This window comes from Mesorhizobium sp. RCAM 05104 (assembly GCF_059683645.1).
The window spans coordinates 1,224,036-1,240,324 of the sequence record NZ_CM185033.1 but is presented as its reverse complement, the minus strand read 5'-3'; the positions used below and the strand labels follow the sequence as shown (position 1 = coordinate 1,240,324).

Below are 16,289 nucleotides of genomic sequence, written 5' to 3'. Positions count from 1 at the left end.
AAAAGGATTAGAGCTTGGCGGGCTTTCCAGCACGCTTAACCGGCTCTGTCGTGAACGATTCGATCCGACCGCTCCTGAGCGTCATTTTTTTCGTGCAGACGCTTTGGATAAGGGCCTCACTGTGGCTGGCCAGCACGATGATGCCGGCCTTTTCCGCCAGTTCATCCATGCGCCTTTTGGCCTTGGCCTGAAAAGAGGCGTCGCCGGCGCCGATCCACTCGTCCATCAGCAGAATCTCGGGGTCAAGCGCGGTTGCCGCCGAAAAAGCCAATCGCGCCGCCATGCCCTGGCTGTAGGCCTTGAACGGCAGGTCGATGAAGTCCCCGAGCTCGCTGAAGGCGATGATATCCTCCATCTTCTCTTCGATCTCGGCCTCCGTCCATCCGCTGATCAACCCACGCAACACGATGTTCCTGCGCCCGGTCGCTTCGCGGCGAAAGCCTATGTTGATATTGAAAAGAGCGTCGACCTTGCCTTCTATCGCGACACTTCCGCCGGATGGTTCGTAGATCCCGTAGAGCACCTTGAGCAGGGTGGTCTTGCCGGCTCCATTCGGGCCAACCAGTCCCAGCCGATCGCCGGCCTTCAACTCGAAGCTTATGCCGTCGAGCGCCTGCACAAACTGCTTTCTGCCCGAGCCCTCGATTCTGCCGCCAGGCCCACCCACGCGCCGGTCCGGCGCGGAAAGCGTCAGCTTCTCGTGCAGCTTGTAAACAAGGCTAACGTTGTCCAGTCTGATAGAAACCATCGAAAACTCAGATGATGAAGATGACTTGCTTGCGGTACCGGCCAAGCAGCAGCAATGCAATCATCCATGTCGCCAACGACATGATGATCGTCACCCCAAAAGCATGAGCTGGCAATTCTCCGTTCAATATCGGCAAACGGACGATCTCGAGGAAATACGTGAATGGATTCCAGTGATACGCGTATTTCTGTATGCCTTCCTGTCCTTTGTACACCCAGAAAACGGGCGTGAAGAACATGCCTACCCGCAGCAAATTACCGACAATGAACTGGCTGTCGGGAAAGAAAGCTCCCAGAAACGCGAATACAGTAATCATTGCGGGCGTGACCAGCAGTATAAGGAGCAGTCCTGCAACCGACCACAGCCACGGCGAAGCGACAGGGGGGCCGCTCAAGAGCAGAATGACAACGCAACCCGTGATCGCATAGCCCGCCCGGATGGCGGACTGCAATGTCAGCCGCAGCACATACACAAACAAAGGCAGCGTCGTGCCTTCGATGAAGCTCTCTTCGCGCTGGAACAGCGACACGCTCAGGGACATGACCTCCATCAGGTAGAACCATACCAGAAGGCCGATCGCGACATAGGCAGCATAACCCGCGGCATCCTTGCCGGCAGGTTGGAACACGAAGACGAACGTGCCTACGAACGCAACGTAGTTGACCAGCAGCCAAAGCGGTCCGAGAGTCGTGCGTCTGTGCTGGTCGCCAATGTCCTCATGAGCCAGCGCAATCCAGACCCTGTGCAGCCTCATGGCCCTGGAGATGTCGTCAAAAGCGCCGGTTAGTGCCGCAATCATCGTTTGGGGTATCGCAATCTGTTGTTCCGGCGCATTACTCTTCGCTGGCCATAGCGAACCACCAAGCCCCCTCCCTAATAGCCATTTCGAAGAGCATATGGCAACGCATTGCGTCGTAACGAGGTCGAGAGCAGAGTCAACCGCGGCAAAACTGGATACACGCTGACGTTGCGGCATTATGCAAAATCGCAAGGCTGGCCGCGGGCTCGGCAGCAACCATTCGGCAACACGACGTAAATCTTACTCTTATTCACACGCTTTACGGAAAAAACATCTGGCTATGACTTCGAGCCCGCAGTATGCGATACAACACGGCGGGGGCCGGGGATGGCACTTTGAAAGAGTGATCGGCCACGAATGTTTCGTGTTCGCGCTTTTCAGGTGTCCATGTCCGAGAGCCTGGAGTCTAGTGCCATCCAATGAATTCCTACCTGGAAGCTGTATTCGGACTCAGGCCGGAGATGCGGCGCGCCTTCATCATGGTCCAGGACGTGGTCATGGTCCTGGTCGCGGTGGCGCTCAGCCTCAGCCTTTCGCGGTCGGATCTTTCGTTCGGTGCGCTCTCCAACGAGGGTTTGGCCACCTGGGCGAGCATCGTTGTCATCAGCCATTTGCTGTTCAGGTATAGCGGTCTCTACACCACGGTCTGGCGCTTTGCCTCGACGCCCGACTTTTTCAACATCCTGAAGAGCTGCGCGATTTTGACGCTCACTCTTTACGCGGCTTCGCTGGTGGTTCGTTTCGTCCAGCCGGTCGCCGGCCTCAACGAACGACAGTTCATTGTTTTCTTCCTCGTCTCCTTCACCATCATATCGGGGCCGCGGCTGTTCTACCGCTTCCTTCGTGACGGCGCGAGCTGGGGCATACTGAGCCGCAAGAGCGACAATTCGTGGACCAAGCGGGCATTGTTCGTCGGCCGGCTCGGCGAAGCCGACCTGATCATCCGCTTCACGCGCACGGCTGAGCCCGCCGACTATTCCATCGCCGGCATCATGGCGACCGAGCAAGGCGCCCCCTTGGGAACGCGTATTCAGGGCGTTCCCGTGGTGGCGACCCGGCCGCGTCTGGTCGATGTCCTGGAGGACTATGCAACCGGCACCAAAAGCCTGGATCTGCTGATTTTCGGCAGCGGTGCCGAGCATGAGATCGAGGAGTATACGGAGCTCGTCCGCGTCGCCCGGCACGGCGATATAACGGTGGTGCAATTCTCCGGTCTTTCGCAACTGGAACAGCAGGGCAAGCTCGTTCTCGACGCTGTCGAGATGGAAACCATCCTGCGCCGCCCGACAGTCCCGTCCGATATCGAGCGTATCGGCGCCTTCGTCGGCCGCAAACGCGTCCTGGTGACGGGAGGCGCCGGGTCCATCGGCCGAACGCTGGTCAAACGGTCGCTGGAGCTGGGAGCCGAGGCGGTGCTGGTCGCCGACAACTCCGAATTCGGCATCTTCCAGTTGAGCCAGTACATTGACGAGAAGCACCATGACCGCCTCAAGGTCCGCATCGTCGACGTTGCCGACCGGCGCCAGATAACGCGCGTCGTCACGGAATTCAGGCCGGACATCATCTTTCATGCCGCGGCGCTCAAGCATGTTCCCCTGCTCGAGGAAAACTGGGATTCGGCGATCCAGACCAATGTTTTCGGCACGCTCGTCTGCGCCGAGGTCGCCGCCAAATGCGGTGTACCGCAGTTCGTCATGGTGTCGAGCGATAAGGCGGTGGATCCGACATCGGTGCTTGGCATGACAAAACGGGCCGCCGAACAGATCGTCAGCGCCTTGCATGGGGCGCCCGCGAGCGAGCCGGGCGGGCGCCGGTCCGCCACCAAGTTCATAGCCGTCCGCTTCGGCAACGTCTTCGGCAGCAATGGTTCGGTGGCGACCATATTCCAGGCGCAGATCGAGGCCGGGGGCCCCGTCACCATCACGGACCGGCGCATGACACGCTATTTCATGACGGTGGCCGAAGCCGTCGATCTGGTCATCATGTCGGCGGCCGATGCGGCATCGCGGCAGGGCGGCCACGACTGTGCCGTCTATATGCTCGATATGGGCAAGCCCGTGCCGATCCTTGAAGTAGCCGAAACGATGATCTCGCATGTCCGGAAAGAACCCATACACGGACATTCCGATCCGGTTCACCGGCATAAGGCCGGGCGAAAAGCTCCACGAAACGCTGCATGGGGAAGATGAGGAGCTGGTCGAGCTCGGCATTTCGAAGATTTTCGGCCTGAGCACCGATGTCGTGGAATGGTCGGATGTCCAAGCCGCGCTCACGGAACTGCAGCAATCGATGAAGAGCCAGGACAAGACTTCCTCGCTTGCCGTGCTGGCCGGCCTTGACCGCGCCAAGAGGGCAAGGGGGAGCGCACCTCCGGACGTGATCCCGAAAACGGCCGGGCGGGCGACCTAGACCCAATTCAGAGAATGATCTTGATCGTGGTTCGGACAGGCCCAGCCATTCCTGGGCATTTGCAGGGTATTTGAAGCTGGTGAGCAAGGAAGATCCGCGCATTGCAGTCCTGATGGGCACGAAAGACGGCGCCGCCTTCATTGACGAGCAAATGCGGTCCCTGCTCGCGCAGTCGCACCCTCTCATCGACCTGTGGATCTCGGACGATGGCTCCGTCGATGGCACGACCGCCATCATCGAGGCCTGGAGGCCCCGCTGGTCCAAGGGGCGAATGACCCTACTGGAGGGTCCGCGGCAAGGCTTCGCCGCCAATTTCCGCTCGATGATCCTGGATCGACACATCGAGGCGGACTGCTATGCTTTCTGCGACCAGGACGATATCTGGGAGCCCGACAGGCTGGAAACCGCTGTCCGCTGGATGCAGGGGCTCGATGCAAGAACCCCGCTGATGTTCTGCTCGCGGACAGCAACCATGACCGAGACCGGAAGCCTTGTCGGCTATTCGCCGCTGTTTCGCCGGCCGCCGTCCTTTCGCAACGCGCTTGTGCAAAGCATCGCCGGCGGCAACACCATCCTGTTGAACGCGGTCGCACGCGACCTGCTGGCTACGGCCTGCGCGCGCACAGGGTTCGTCAGCCATGATTGGTGGGCCTATCTCATCGTGACCGCCGCCGGCGGCGTCGTTCGCTACGATCCGCGGCCGCTGGTGCGCTACCGGCAGCATCCCGCAAACCTGGTTGGCGCCAACGTGTCGTGGCAGGCAAGAGTTTCCCGGCTTGGCCGCCTGTTCAGGGGCGAGTTTGCCGGCTGGACCGATCTCAACCTCGACGGCCTTGCCGTCAATCGCGACCTCCTTACCCCGGATGCGGCGACGTGCCTCGACTTGTTCACCAGCGCACGGCAGGGCAGTCTTTTCCACCGCTTGGCTGGCTTGCGCAAGAGCGGTGTCTATCGACAGACTTTTGCCGGGACCCTGGGGCTCTATCTCGCATTCATCCTGGGTCGTATCTGAGCAACGAATGATGCCTGGCGCGCTTGGTCAACAGATAACCTCATGCTACGTCGACCGGATCGAGGGGCTCCGTACGTGGCGTTGCCTCATGGCTTTGGCAGGGAGCGCTATCGGCCGTTCATGAAGACAGCCAAGCAAATCTTCGACCTTGTCGGTGCGGCCCTGCTGTTGCTGGTCACATCTCCTGTTTTTCTGCTCGCCGTCCTTGCGGTTCGGGCATCGTCTCCCGGTCCGGCGATTTTTTCCCAGACACGGGTCGGTCGCGACGGCGCGCTGTTTCGCTGTCACAAGTTGAGGACGATGTACGTCGGGACGCCATCATTGCCCTCGCATGAGACGCCCGTGAACGCCGTGACCTCGGTTGGCGAGGTCTTGCGGAAGTTCAAGCTCGATGAGCTGCCGCAGTTCTGGAACGTTCTGAGAGGCGAGATGAGCCTGGTCGGGCCTCGCCCTTCTCTGCCGACCCAGACGGAGGTGATCGAATATCGCAGGCGGCTGGGGGTCCTGGGGGCACTTCCGGGCATTACCGGCCTGGCCCAGATCAGGGGCATAGACATGTCGAGCCCGGCGCTTCTGGCGGAAACCGATGCCGCCTATCTCAAGTGCGCGTCATTATGGCTCGACCTTCGGATCCTGTTCAGGACGCTCTATCGAGGCTGAGCGGACCATGACCCCACAGGTTGAAGGCGGTCTCGGAAAGATCATGGTCAAACAAGAATTCGAGATTTGCTGAGCCGCGCTATCTCGGCCAGCCGCTCCAGCGTGCCGGTCTCCGGCAGCCAGCCCTCCGACACCAGCAGGGAAGGATCGCATATCTGTGTCGCGGTCATGCTGTCCCAGAACGCCCGCTTGCCAAGCACGGCCGCGGCCGGTCGCATCAGGCCGGCCGGCACGGCGATCAGGCGCGGAGGCCGTCCAAGACCGCTGCGAAAAGCGCCGATGATGGCTGAGACCGCGACCGGCGGAACATCGGCGCCGACATAGACCGGGCGAAGCGACGCTGAATGGCTCAAAAGGTGCGACACGGCTCGCGCCGCGGCTTCGGATGACATCAGCGAGCGGATTCCCGTCAAGGCGCCTGTCGGCAGCGGCAAGCTGGTGTCGGCCAGGCGCATCAACGTCGCCAGGTTTCCCTTCATGCCGCTTCCATAGACAGGAGGCAGGCGCAGCACGGCGGCATCGGAACGGCCTTGCGAGGCATAGGCGCCGAGAACCCCGATTTCGCCGTCGCGTTTCGAGCGTCCATAGACGCATTGCGGGGCAGGGGGCGTGTTCTCGTCGATCGTTGCGCTGACGCGAGCGCCGATCACGGCCCGGATCGAGGACAGCTGAATGAAGCGTCCGCTCACCTGTGCGGCCGCGGCATGCGCCAGCCGCGCGCTCAATTCCACATTGGCCGCCCGATAATCGGCTTCGGTGGCGTTGCCCTGATCATTGTTCAGGCCCGCGCAATGGACGACATGGGTCACATCCCTGGTGAGTGCCAGGAAAGCCGACGCCGGCGCATCGAAATTGGGCATGGGCACAGTGTCGTTTTCCGCCCCCAGTTTCTCCGGGCGGCGGGAGGCAAGGCGAAGCTCGGCCCCGGCCTCGCGAAGGTGGCGCACGACAAGGCGCCCGATAAAACCCGTCGCGCCTGTGACCAGGACTTTCATTGCCTTACCCGGAACATCTATTGCGTGACTGACGGAAGAGCTTGGTCTTCCGTCATTGGTGGAAGAGCTTCCACCAATGAAACCTGGTGTCCGGAGGCGAGATATGTCCCGCTCACCAGGAAGACCATCAGCACCGAGTCCAGAATGTCATGACCAACCAGGATGCCCGTCATTCCGGACGTGAGATAGGTGATCACCACGACAACAAGCATGGTGGCGCCGAAGCGCTCGATCGGATCGGTGCTGTTTCGCAGGACCAGCGCGGTATTTCTGGCGGCAACGACAAAAATCGCCGCTAGGGTCACGGCGCCCAGGATTCCTGCCTGCACCAGGGCGGTCAGGAAGCCGTTGTGGAAATGATTGAAGCCTAGCGACAGCGCGAACTGATCCTGGAAGCCTTGCTTTATCAAGAGCTGGGTCGCACCGGCCCCATGTCCGAACACTGGCATCTCGCGGAATGCCTTCAGGCCGATCTCCCAAAGAGCAATACGTATTCCCATCGAGGTGTCGTAGTTGCCGTGCGCCCCGAGCGCATCCCAGTCGGAGCGCAGAAAGTCGAGGCGCTCGGCAATCGTCTGGAAGCCGAAAGCCGCGATCACGATGCCGACCGCCGCCAGAAGCAGGAGCAGGCGAACGAGGGTCCACCCTCTTAGTCTCTGTTGGTTGATCAGCAGAACGGCGATGCCGGAAATCAGCAGCGCCAGCCAGACAATCCGTGTACCGGAATAGACGATGGCCACCGCTCCGCCAAGCGCGGCGCAGATTAGGGCGATCCTGTATCGTTCGACACCCGACAGGGCGCCAGCCACGCACATCATCACGGCAAGGCAGAGGACTTGAGCGAACACGATCGCATTGCCGGCCCCACCCTCGGCTCTCATCCCTAGCCAATATTGCTGAAAGATCGCCAGCAGCAGCGCGACAAAACAGGCGGCCATGCTGCTGAGCACGATGATGCGGACAAGCGTGGCCTTACGCGTGATGCTCCAGGTCGAATAGGAGATTGGAAAAAACAGGAACGTGACGAGCGGGATCAGGTGTGGCGCATCCCGAGCGATCGAGTCGTTGACGATGGAGGCGATGAGGTTGGCGGCGCAGTAGGCATAGATCGCGACCGTCAGCGCGATCATGGGTCGGTCGACGTTGAAGCGCCTTTTCCTGGAGGCAATCAACAGGACGGACCACAGGCCACCGCCATTGAACACAAAGCTGACCACCGATCCCAGAACCGGTGGGAAAAAGAAGCAAAGAATGGAGAAATAGATATTGACGCGCGAAGGCGTGAATTGCTGTCTTATGGAGGAAAGCCGGGTCAATTTTCTGGCTCGCTAATCTCTGGAAACTACATACGGCAGATCTTGTTGAGCGAAATCAAATATGCCCGCCTCGAAATTGCCCGTGCCGTATGATGCGTCTTGCCCGCTTTCAGAGGCTGGTATAGCGGCTGGGCTGCTCTTTCGATAGTGCGTCAGGGCCGATAGCCACCGCAAATCGACAGCTGGCTCCGGGCGATTGGAGAAGGCCCTGGGAGGGGCGCCGCCAGGGTCCCTCAAGCAATATTTTTCTCGCCATTTCTCGGCAATTGACGGTGCGAGCAGAAATTTCCGGGTTTTGGCCCAAGTGTGGAAAATTCATTCTCGAACGGACCGGCGCCTGGCTCGTCTTGCATTGTTCTGGGCGGCGGCGATCTGCTAGAAGGCCCGCTTGAAACATGTTTATCCAGAAGCGAAGCATGAACCGGGCGCAAAAGCTCGATGATTTCACGCAAGTCCTTCTGTCGGAAGGCACGAGAGAACGCTCACAGTCCATGACAATAGCGCTTACGCATCTGCAACGGCTTGAAGCCGAATCCATCCATATATTCCGCGAGGTTGCGGCCGCCTTCGCCAAGCCGGTCATGCTCTACTCGGTCGGCAAGGATTCTTCCGTGCTGATGCATCTGGCGATGAAGGCGTTTTATCCCGCCAAGCCGCCCTTTCCCTTCCTCCATGTCGACACGACGTGGAAATTCCGCGAGATGATCGCCTTTCGCGACCAGATGGCGCAGAAACTCGGCTTCGACCTCCTAGTCCATGTCAACGAGGATGGCGTGCGCGACAACATCAATCCGTTCGATCACGGTTCGAACACACATACCCATGTGATGAAGACCGTGGCCCTGCGTCAGGCACTCGACAAATACGGTTTCGACGCCGCCTTTGGCGGTGCCCGTCGCGACGAGGAGAAGTCGCGCGCCAAGGAGCGCATCTTCTCCTTCCGCAATGCCCAGCATGTATGGGATCCGAAGAACCAGCGGCCGGAAATGTGGAAGATATTCAACACCCGCATCGCGTCAGGGGAATCGATCCGGGTGTTTCCGCTGTCGAACTGGACCGAACTCGATATCTGGCAATACATTCTGCAGGAAAACATCCCGATCGTGCCGCTTTATTTCGCCAAGGAACGGCCGGTGGTGGAGCGCGACGGCATGCTTATCCTCAGGGATGACGAGCGCATGAAACTGCGCCCCGGCGAAGTTGTGGAGAACCGGCTGGTACGGTTCCGCACGCTGGGCTGCTATCCGCTGACCGGCGCGATCGAATCGGATGCCGACACGCTGGAGGCCATCGTTGGCGAAATGCTGACCGCGCGCACTTCGGAACGGCAGGGTCGCCTGATCGACCGCGATGAAGCCGGCTCGATGGAAAAGAAGAAGCGCGAGGGGTATTTCTGACCATGCGCCACATCATGGCAAAGAGCCTCGCCCCCACCGACGACGTGCGCGACTATCTGGCGGCGCAGGAGAAGAAGTCGCTGCTGCGCTTCCTGACCTGCGGTTCCGTCGATGATGGCAAGTCGACGCTGATCGGTCGCCTGCTGTCGGACACCAAGCAGATTTTCGAGGACCAGCTCGCCGCGCTCGAACGCGATTCGCGCAAGCATGGCACCACCGGCGACGACATCGATTTCGCGCTGCTGGTCGACGGCCTCGAGGCCGAGCGCGAGCAAGGCATCACCATCGACGTCGCCTACCGCTTCTTCGCCACGCCGAAGCGCAAATTCATCGTTGCCGACACGCCCGGCCACGAACAATACACCCGCAACATGGCGACCGGTGCCTCGACCGCCGACCTGGCGATCGTGCTGATAGATGCGCGGCAGGGGGTGCTGCGCCAGACCAGGCGCCATTCGATCATCGCCTCACTGCTCGGCATCCGCCACATCGTGCTGGCCGTCAACAAGATCGATCTCGTCGGGTTCGACCAGGCGATCTTCGACCGGATCGTTGAAGACTACGGGCAGTTTTCGCGCGATCTCGGCTTCCAGACCATCGCGCCGATCCCGATGTCGGCGCGCTATGGCGACAACGTCACCAGCCGATCGGACAAGACTGAATGGTATTCCGGCCCGACGCTGATCGAGCATCTTGAAACCGTGTCGGTCGACGAAGCCGCGGTCGAGCTGCCGTTCCGTTTCCCGGTCCAGTACGTCAATCGTCCCAATCTCGATTTCCGCGGTTTTGCCGGCACGATCGCCTCCGGCTCGGTTGCGCCCGGCGACGAGGTTGTTGTCGCCAAGTCCGGAAAATCCTCGCGCGTCAAGCGGATCGTCTCGTATGGCGGCGACCTCGCCCAGGCGGCGGCCGGCCAGGCCGTCACGCTCGTCCTTGACGACGAGGTCGAGATTTCACGCGGCAACATGCTGGTTTCGCCGGCCGCTCGGCCGCAGGTCGCCGACCAGTTCGCCGCCAACATCGTCTGGTTCGACGAGCATGCGCTGCTGCCAGGCCGTTCCTACATCCTGCGCACCGAGACAGATCAGACCAGCGCCACCGTCACCGACCTGAAATACCGGATCAACGTCAACGACTTTGCCCATGAGGCGGCCAAGTCGCTCGAAATGAACGAAGTCGGCATCTGCAACATCTCGACGCGGACGCCGATCGCCTTCGACTCATTTGCCGAGAACCGCACGACCGGCGCCTTCATCCTGATTGACCGCATCAGCAACGCCACGGTCGGTGCTGGCATGATCCTGCACTCGCTGCGCCGGGCCGAGAACATCCACTGGCAGTCGCTCGATGTCGGCAAGCGCGTGCGTGCCGACATGAAGAACCAGCGGCCCGCCGTGTTCTGGTTCACCGGACTGTCGGGCTCCGGCAAATCGACCATCGCCAACCTGTTCGAAAAGAAGCTGTTCGCCTCTGGCCGCCATACCTATATCCTCGACGGCGATAATGTCCGTCACGGTCTTAATCGCGATCTTGGTTTCACCGACGCCGATCGCGTCGAGAACATTCGGCGCGTCGCCGAGGTGGCGCGTTTGATGGCCGATGCCGGGCTGATCGTCATTGTCTCGTTCATCTCGCCGTTCAGCGCCGAGCGGCGCATGGCGCGCGAATTGATGACCGACGGCGAATTCGTCGAGGTGTTTGTCGATACGCCCTTCGAGGAATGCGCCAGGCGTGACCCGAAGGGCCTCTATGCGCGTGCGCTGAACGGCGAGATCAAGAACTTCACCGGTGTGGATTCCCCTTACGAGGCGCCGGAAAAACCGGAAATCCATCTGAAGACGCTCGGCAAATCGGCCGAAGAGATGGTAGATACCCTGGAACACTGGCTGAACGAGCGCGACATTGCCGAAGACCAATACGACAGCGGCGGCGGCATCTGACGACGGGCTGATGCTCGAAATCTTCGAACGACTGGCTCTGGCGGCCGGACGCGAGGTGATGCGCGTGTTCCACGAAGGCGGTGCGGTCGACCGTAAATCCGATTCCTCGCCGGTGACCGAGGCGGACCGCGAGAGCGAGAAGATCATTCTCGCCGGGCTGCGCACCGCATTTCCCGACATTCCGTGCGTGGCCGAGGAAGAAGCGTCCGCCGGCGTCGTGCCACCTGACCTGGACGGGGCCTTCTTTCTGATCGACCCGCTCGACGGCACCAAGGAATTCGTCAACCGTCGTACCGATTTCACCGTCAACATAGCCCTGGTTCGTCATGGCGTGCCGGAAATCGGCGTCGTCTTTGCGCCTTGCACTGGCCGCTTCTTTTCCGGCCGGCCGGGCAGGGCGGAATCGCTGGAAATCAATGGCGATTACCAGATCGTCGGCCGCCGGCCGATCTCGGTGAGAACGGCCGCAGCGCCGCTGGCCGTCGTTGCCAGCCGCTCGCATAACACACCGGAAACCGAGGCCTACATTCGCGACCTCGGTGCCGCCGAGATCGTCTCGGTCGGTTCGTCCTTGAAATTCTGTCTTCTCGCCAGCGCCGAGGCGGACGTCTATCCGCGCTTCGGCCGTACCATGGAATGGGACACGGCGGCGGGCGACGCCGTGCTGCGCGCTGCCGGCGGCATGACGCGCACGCTGGACGGTCAGCCCCTGGTCTATGGCAAGCGCAGGCAAAGCGATGACGCGGACTTCGCCAATCCGCATTTCATCGCCAGCGGCAGGGCAGGGGCCAGCCCCGCCTGAGAGCGGTCGACGGGTTACTCGGCTGCGGCTTGCGCTGAATTCGAGCCGATATAGTTGCGGATCGTCTCGATGATGCGGTCCTGGTCGGTTTCGCTCAGATAGGCATGCATCGGCAGGCAGAGGATCCGCTTCGGCAGTTCCTCCGACACGGCAAGACCGGTCGGCGTGCGTGGGTAGTCGCGATAGGCGACTTGGGCATGCAGCGGCTTGACGTAGTAGATGACCGATGGAATGCCCTTTTCGCCGAGATGCGCCTTCAGCCCGTCGCGTTTGGACGTCTCGATCGCGTACTGCGCCCACGCCGAACGGCTGCCGCCGAGGTTACGGGCGGCGGTGACGATATCGCCAAGCCCTTCGGCGTAGCGGTTTGCCACCATCTGCCGGGCAACCATCTCGTCTTCGAGAATGGCCAGCTTCTCGATCAGGATCGCCGCCTGCAGCGTGTCGAGCCGGGAATTGATGCCGACGCGGACATTGTCATATTGCGTTTCGCCCTTGCCGTGGAAGGCAAAGGAACGCAGTTGTTCGGCCAACGCATCATCATTGGTGAACATCGCGCCGCCATCGCCGTAGCAGCCAAGCGGTTTTGCCGGGTAGAAGCTGGTTGAGCCGACGGCGCCGAACGAGCCGCACATCTTGCCCTCGACCGAGCCGCCCATCGACTGGGCTGCATCCTCGATCACCATCAGATTCTCTCGATTGGCGATCGCCATGATCGCGTCATAGTCGGCGGCGAGGCCGAACAGGTCGACCGGAATGATCGCCTTCGGCTTCAGCCGGCCTTCCTTCTTGATCATGGCGATGGCAGCCTCGAGGCTGGCAATGTCGATATTGTAGGTCGCCGGATCGACGTCGACAAAAACCGGTTCTGCCTTGGCCAACGCCACCACTTCGGCGGTCGCGGCGAAAGTGAAGCTCGGCACGAACACGGCGTCGCCCGGACCGACGCCGGCCGCAAACAGAGGCAACAAAAGCGCATCTGTACCGTTGGCGCAGGCCACGACATGCTTGGTGCCGATATAGGCGGCAAGCTTGTTTTCGAATTCGGTGACCTGCGGCCCGAGGATATAGCGGCCCTCTTCGATGACGCGGTCGATCGCGGCCTTCAGCCGATCGCGGATTCGTTCGCGCTGGGCGCCAAGATCGATGAACTGCATGTCGGCCTCAAAACGGTTTAGCCAGAGATAATGGCCCGCTGGTACCAGAGTTGCGCCTGTCGAGAAAGCCGGACTGGCAAAGCCGCGAATTGCGCAAGTGTCGCAGCCTGTTACCGGTATTTTCCAGCGTGTCTTCGCGAGATGCCGGAAATCCGGCCTTCGTAGGGCGCGATCTCGCCTTTATAGTCCCTGGGACAGGCCCTGCGAAACATAAAGTGATCGACTGGCTCAATCTATCTTGGGCACGTCGCTCAGGCGATCTCGTGACGCCAGGGCGGATTGGCGCCGGCCCGCGACACAGTCACCGCCGCCGCCTTGGCGCCAAGCGCCAGCGCCGCTTGGATGGCATCTTTCGACAGGCCGGCGATCGCCGCCTTCGTCAGCAGGCCCTGCTCATGCAAGGAGGCGAGGATGCCGGCATTGAATGTGTCGCCGGCGCCGACCGTGTCGACCACTTCGACTTTGTCCGGCATCACGGTGACAGCATGATCCCTGGTGTAGCCGACGGCGCCTTCGCTGCCATGGGTGACGACGATCAGCTTCGGGCCGCGGTCGAGCCAGTTGCGGACGACGTCCTCGTGCGAACCGGCTTCGCCGAACCAGTCCAGGTCCTCGTCCGACAGTTTCACGATGTCGGCCATCGCCATCATGGCCCGGATGCGCCTGAGGTGTTTTGCCTTGTCGGGGATGAAGTTAGGCCGGATGTTGGGGTCGAGCATCATGACGCGCCGGCCATGCTCGCGCCGCATGAACTCCTCATAGGCAGCACCGGCGGGCTCGGAGATCAGGCTGATGGCGCCGAACAGCATGGCTTCGATCTCGTCGCCGAGTTCCGGCAGGTCGTCGATGGTCAGCATGCGTCCGGCTGTGTTCTCGTCGTAGAATGTGTAGGTCGCCTGGCCGTTGTTCAGCCGCACGAAGGCAAGCGTGGTTGGCTTGGGCGAGGTGTGCGCATAGGTGGAGCTGACCTTGCTGGCCCCAAGCGCATCCCGCAGCTGGCCGCCGAACAGATCCGACGACAGGCCCGAAAAGAAACCTGCCGGCGCGCCCAGCCGGCCGAGCGCTATCGCGGTGTTGAAGACCGCGCCACCGACATAGGGGGCAAAGGCCGGCTCACCCTCTGTCGTTGTACGCGGCAGCATGTCGATCAAGGCTTCGCCGCAGCAGAGGATCATGATTTCCTGGTCTCCGGCGGATAGATCACGCCCTTGCGGATGATGATGTTGGCGTAGAGCCGCGGCTCGCTTGTCGCGACGATGGCAAACGCCGATTTGACCCGTGCATAGAAGTCGGCGCCGGCCAGCGCAACCACCTTGCGGCCCGGCGCGCGTTTGGCGCAGATCGCCTCAATCTCACGGTGGACAGGATCGGCGAGCGAAGGATCGCCTTTCACCGACGCACGAAACAGGGCTTCCGGCACGGCGTCATCCACCGGCAGGATGCTCAATATAGCGTCGAGCACCGGGATGAGGTGGTGACCGTCGGCCCGCACCAGCCGGGTTGCCTGGTGTTCTGCCGGATAATTTCCATCGACCAGGGCGATCTCATCGCCATGACCCATGGCGCGCAGTGTCGCCAGAAGGTCCGGACCGAGCAGCGCCGGGATTCCGATCAGCATTCAGGCACTCCTGGAAATCGTCGTCGAACCGATCAGGAAGCGTTCGGAAAGCGGCAGGCTGGCGCCACCGAGCGCGCGGGCATGGATGCCGACGGTTCCCTCGCGAACGGCGGGAAGTTTCAAGCCTTCAGCGTCGATCATGGCGATGGCGGCGATGATGGCGTCAACCAGCCGGCGGCGCACAGCCTTCGGCATCCAGCCGTCGATCACCGCCGCCTCGAAATCGATGACCGAGGATGCCGCGACGATGGCATAGGCAAGCGCCTGCGAAGCGCTGGCGATCCATTCGTCGAGTTCGGGACCGATCTCGCCCCAGTCTTCCGGCGATGTCCACAGATGCGAGGCCTCGACGCCACGCGCATTGAGTGCCTTTTCCAGCATGGCGATGGATGCCACGTCGATCAGCTGGGTCGGCTTGCCGTCCGGCCCGGGCACCGGCATGGAGCCGAGCGCGCCGGCATTGCCGGTCGGGCCGCCGAACAGCCGGCCATTCAGCACGATGCCGCCGCCGGCAAAGGCGCCAATGTAGAAATAAACGAAGTCACGCGCCGCGCCGGCCTGGCCGAAGACGAGCTCGGCGCCGCAGGCCGAAGTGGCATCGTTCTGCAGGTAGACCGGAAAATCGCATTGCGCCTGGATGTCGGCACGAATGTCGCGGTGACGCCATTCGTCCATGACGTCGCGCGGAGCGCCGGCCGTGTCGGCCCAGTTCCACAATTCGAACGGCATGGCGATCCCCAGGCCGGCGATGCGCTTGTCCTGCGCTGGCGTCAGCTCGCCGCGCATTTGCCGCATGCCGTTGGTGACGAATTCCACTGTCTCGCGTGGCGCCGGATAGCGGTACGAATGCTGCAGCATCGAACGGACATGGCCAAGGAAATCGATCAGCACGAGTTCAGCGCTGCGGCGGCCGATCTTCAGGCCGATGAAATAGGCGCCATCGGGATTGAGCGCCATGGGGATGGAGGGTTGGCCGATCTTGCCGCGCAACGGCGCCTGACGAACGAGAAGGCTTTCCTCCTCCAGTTCACGCATGATGACCGAGACCGTCTGCGCGGAAAGCCCGGTCATGCGCGCGATATCGGACTTCGCCAGGCTGCCGTGCTGCCGCACCAGCGAGAGCACCAGCCGCTCGTTGTGGTCGCGCATGCCGCTCTGGTTGGTGCCGCGGTGAATAAGGCTCTCATTCGCTTCGGGCGAACCGTGCCTGGAAATGGCGGTCTCCACCCTGTTCCTCCCGTCGTTTCCCCTCAATGCTTTTGGGCCAGAATGAGTGAACGAAGCAAGGCTGTCAATAATAAATAAGAGTGATTTAATTATTGACAGAGGCGTCCGTCTGGTGTCTGTTGGGACAGCGTCCACGCTGGGAGAAGTTCGTTGGATGCGCTGCAGATGCCGGTTGGCCGGCGTCCAGAATGGTTCCACTGGGAGGAAAA

15 protein-coding genes are annotated in these 16,289 nt (G+C 61.4%); 7 read left to right on the top strand and 8 right to left on the bottom strand.

Annotation, left to right across the window (positions count from 1 at the left end; translation table 11 throughout):
• Positions 1-7 precede the first annotated feature (7 nt).
• Positions 8-793 carry an ABC transporter ATP-binding protein gene (locus AC56QP_RS06450; protein ID WP_489860459.1) on the bottom strand — a complete coding sequence of 262 codons (786 nt, stop codon included), beginning with the start codon at positions 791-793 and terminating at the stop codon, positions 8-10.
• The gene (locus AC56QP_RS06445) at positions 756-1,547 is read right to left on the bottom strand and encodes an ABC transporter permease (RefSeq protein ID WP_489860460.1); all 792 of its coding nucleotides are present in this window, start codon (positions 1,545-1,547) and stop codon (positions 756-758) included. Before AC56QP_RS06445 ends, AC56QP_RS06450 begins: the two co-directional genes overlap by 38 nt.
• A 419-nt stretch (positions 1,548-1,966) precedes the next feature.
• Between AC56QP_RS06445 and AC56QP_RS06440 the strand changes: the two genes are divergently transcribed.
• From AC56QP_RS06440 to AC56QP_RS06425, 4 genes are all read left to right on the top strand, one after another.
• Complete coding sequence (locus AC56QP_RS06440) at positions 1,967-3,736, top strand: SDR family NAD(P)-dependent oxidoreductase (RefSeq protein ID WP_497109028.1); 1,770 nt, start codon at positions 1,967-1,969, stop codon at positions 3,734-3,736.
• On the top strand, positions 3,642-3,956 hold the full coding sequence (locus AC56QP_RS06435) for a polysaccharide biosynthesis protein (RefSeq protein ID WP_497109027.1): 315 nt from the start codon (positions 3,642-3,644) through the stop codon (positions 3,954-3,956). The genes AC56QP_RS06440 and AC56QP_RS06435 overlap by 95 nt, the downstream gene beginning before the upstream one ends.
• Positions 3,957-4,035: 79 nt before the next feature.
• Positions 4,036-4,968 carry a glycosyltransferase family 2 protein gene (locus tag AC56QP_RS06430; RefSeq protein ID WP_489860462.1) on the top strand — a complete coding sequence of 311 codons (933 nt, stop codon included), beginning with the start codon at positions 4,036-4,038 and terminating at the stop codon, positions 4,966-4,968.
• Between the two features lie 120 nt (positions 4,969-5,088).
• Positions 5,089-5,628 (top strand): sugar transferase, encoded by a 540-nt coding sequence (locus AC56QP_RS06425; RefSeq protein WP_489863668.1) that lies wholly within the window; start codon positions 5,089-5,091, stop codon positions 5,626-5,628.
• A gap of 47 nt (positions 5,629-5,675) precedes the next feature.
• Here AC56QP_RS06425 and AC56QP_RS06420 read toward each other — a convergent pair whose 3' ends face one another.
• Both AC56QP_RS06420 and AC56QP_RS06415 read right to left on the bottom strand, forming a co-directional pair.
• The gene (locus tag AC56QP_RS06420) at positions 5,676-6,623 is read right to left on the bottom strand and encodes an NAD-dependent epimerase/dehydratase family protein (protein WP_489860463.1); all 948 of its coding nucleotides are present in this window, start codon (positions 6,621-6,623) and stop codon (positions 5,676-5,678) included.
• A 17-nt stretch (positions 6,624-6,640) separates the two neighbouring features.
• The gene (locus AC56QP_RS06415; RefSeq protein WP_489860464.1) at positions 6,641-7,939 is read right to left on the bottom strand and encodes an O-antigen ligase family protein; all 1,299 of its coding nucleotides are present in this window, start codon (positions 7,937-7,939) and stop codon (positions 6,641-6,643) included.
• 491 nt (positions 7,940-8,430) lie between these two features.
• On the opposite strand from AC56QP_RS06415, the gene cysD reads away from it, so the two are divergent.
• Genes cysD through cysQ form a run of 3 tightly spaced genes read left to right on the top strand, consistent with a single transcriptional unit; the run spans position 8,431 to position 12,078 of the window.
• Positions 8,431-9,336, top strand: coding sequence for a sulfate adenylyltransferase subunit CysD (gene cysD / locus AC56QP_RS06410; protein ID WP_489863669.1), 906 nt, complete (start codon positions 8,431-8,433; stop codon positions 9,334-9,336).
• Between the two features lie 2 nt (positions 9,337-9,338).
• Positions 9,339-11,276 (top strand): sulfate adenylyltransferase subunit CysN, encoded by a 1,938-nt coding sequence (gene cysN, locus AC56QP_RS06405; protein ID WP_489860465.1) that lies wholly within the window; start codon positions 9,339-9,341, stop codon positions 11,274-11,276.
• Positions 11,277-11,286: 10 nt separating this feature from the next.
• On the top strand, positions 11,287-12,078 hold the full coding sequence (cysQ, locus tag AC56QP_RS06400; RefSeq protein ID WP_489863670.1) for a 3'(2'),5'-bisphosphate nucleotidase CysQ: 792 nt from the start codon (positions 11,287-11,289) through the stop codon (positions 12,076-12,078).
• Positions 12,079-12,092: 14 nt separating this feature from the next.
• On the opposite strand, the gene AC56QP_RS06395 is transcribed toward cysQ, so the two are convergent.
• From AC56QP_RS06395 to AC56QP_RS06380, 4 genes are all read right to left on the bottom strand, one after another.
• Complete coding sequence (locus AC56QP_RS06395; protein WP_489860466.1) at positions 12,093-13,235, bottom strand: DegT/DnrJ/EryC1/StrS family aminotransferase; 1,143 nt, start codon at positions 13,233-13,235, stop codon at positions 12,093-12,095.
• Between the two features lie 251 nt (positions 13,236-13,486).
• Positions 13,487-14,410, bottom strand: a complete 924-nt coding sequence (locus AC56QP_RS06390) for a carbohydrate kinase family protein (RefSeq protein ID WP_489860467.1) — start codon at positions 14,408-14,410, stop codon at positions 13,487-13,489.
• Entirely contained in the window at positions 14,407-14,853 is a 447-nt protein-coding gene (locus AC56QP_RS06385) for an RbsD/FucU family protein (RefSeq protein WP_489860468.1), read from the bottom strand. Before AC56QP_RS06385 ends, AC56QP_RS06390 begins: the two co-directional genes overlap by 4 nt.
• The gene (locus AC56QP_RS06380; protein WP_256749462.1) at positions 14,854-16,080 is read right to left on the bottom strand and encodes an ROK family transcriptional regulator; all 1,227 of its coding nucleotides are present in this window, start codon (positions 16,078-16,080) and stop codon (positions 14,854-14,856) included.
• Between the last annotated feature and the right edge of the window lie 209 nt (positions 16,081-16,289).

Excerpts from the sequence above, each read along its gene's own strand:
- AC56QP_RS06425 (WP_489863668.1), top strand. The coding sequence starts at position 5,089 with ATGAAGACAGCCAAGCAAATCTTCGACCTTGTCGGTGCGGCCCTGCTG.
- AC56QP_RS06385 (WP_489860468.1), bottom strand. The coding sequence starts at position 14,853 with ATGCTGATCGGAATCCCGGCGCTGCTCGGTCCGGACCTTCTGGCGACA.
- AC56QP_RS06435 (WP_497109027.1), top strand. The coding sequence starts at position 3,642 with ATGTCCGGAAAGAACCCATACACGGACATTCCGATCCGGTTCACCGGC.
- cysD (WP_489863669.1), top strand. The coding sequence starts at position 8,431 with ATGACAATAGCGCTTACGCATCTGCAACGGCTTGAAGCCGAATCCATC.
- AC56QP_RS06420 (WP_489860463.1), bottom strand. The coding sequence starts at position 6,623 with ATGAAAGTCCTGGTCACAGGCGCGACGGGTTTTATCGGGCGCCTTGTC.
- AC56QP_RS06440 (WP_497109028.1), top strand. The coding sequence starts at position 1,967 with ATGAATTCCTACCTGGAAGCTGTATTCGGACTCAGGCCGGAGATGCGG.
- cysN (WP_489860465.1), top strand. The coding sequence starts at position 9,339 with ATGCGCCACATCATGGCAAAGAGCCTCGCCCCCACCGACGACGTGCGC.
- cysQ (WP_489863670.1), top strand. The coding sequence starts at position 11,287 with ATGCTCGAAATCTTCGAACGACTGGCTCTGGCGGCCGGACGCGAGGTG.
- AC56QP_RS06390 (WP_489860467.1), bottom strand. The coding sequence starts at position 14,410 with ATGATCCTCTGCTGCGGCGAAGCCTTGATCGACATGCTGCCGCGTACA.
- AC56QP_RS06395 (WP_489860466.1), bottom strand. The coding sequence starts at position 13,235 with ATGCAGTTCATCGATCTTGGCGCCCAGCGCGAACGAATCCGCGATCGG.
- AC56QP_RS06445 (WP_489860460.1), bottom strand. The coding sequence starts at position 1,547 with ATGATTGCGGCACTAACCGGCGCTTTTGACGACATCTCCAGGGCCATG.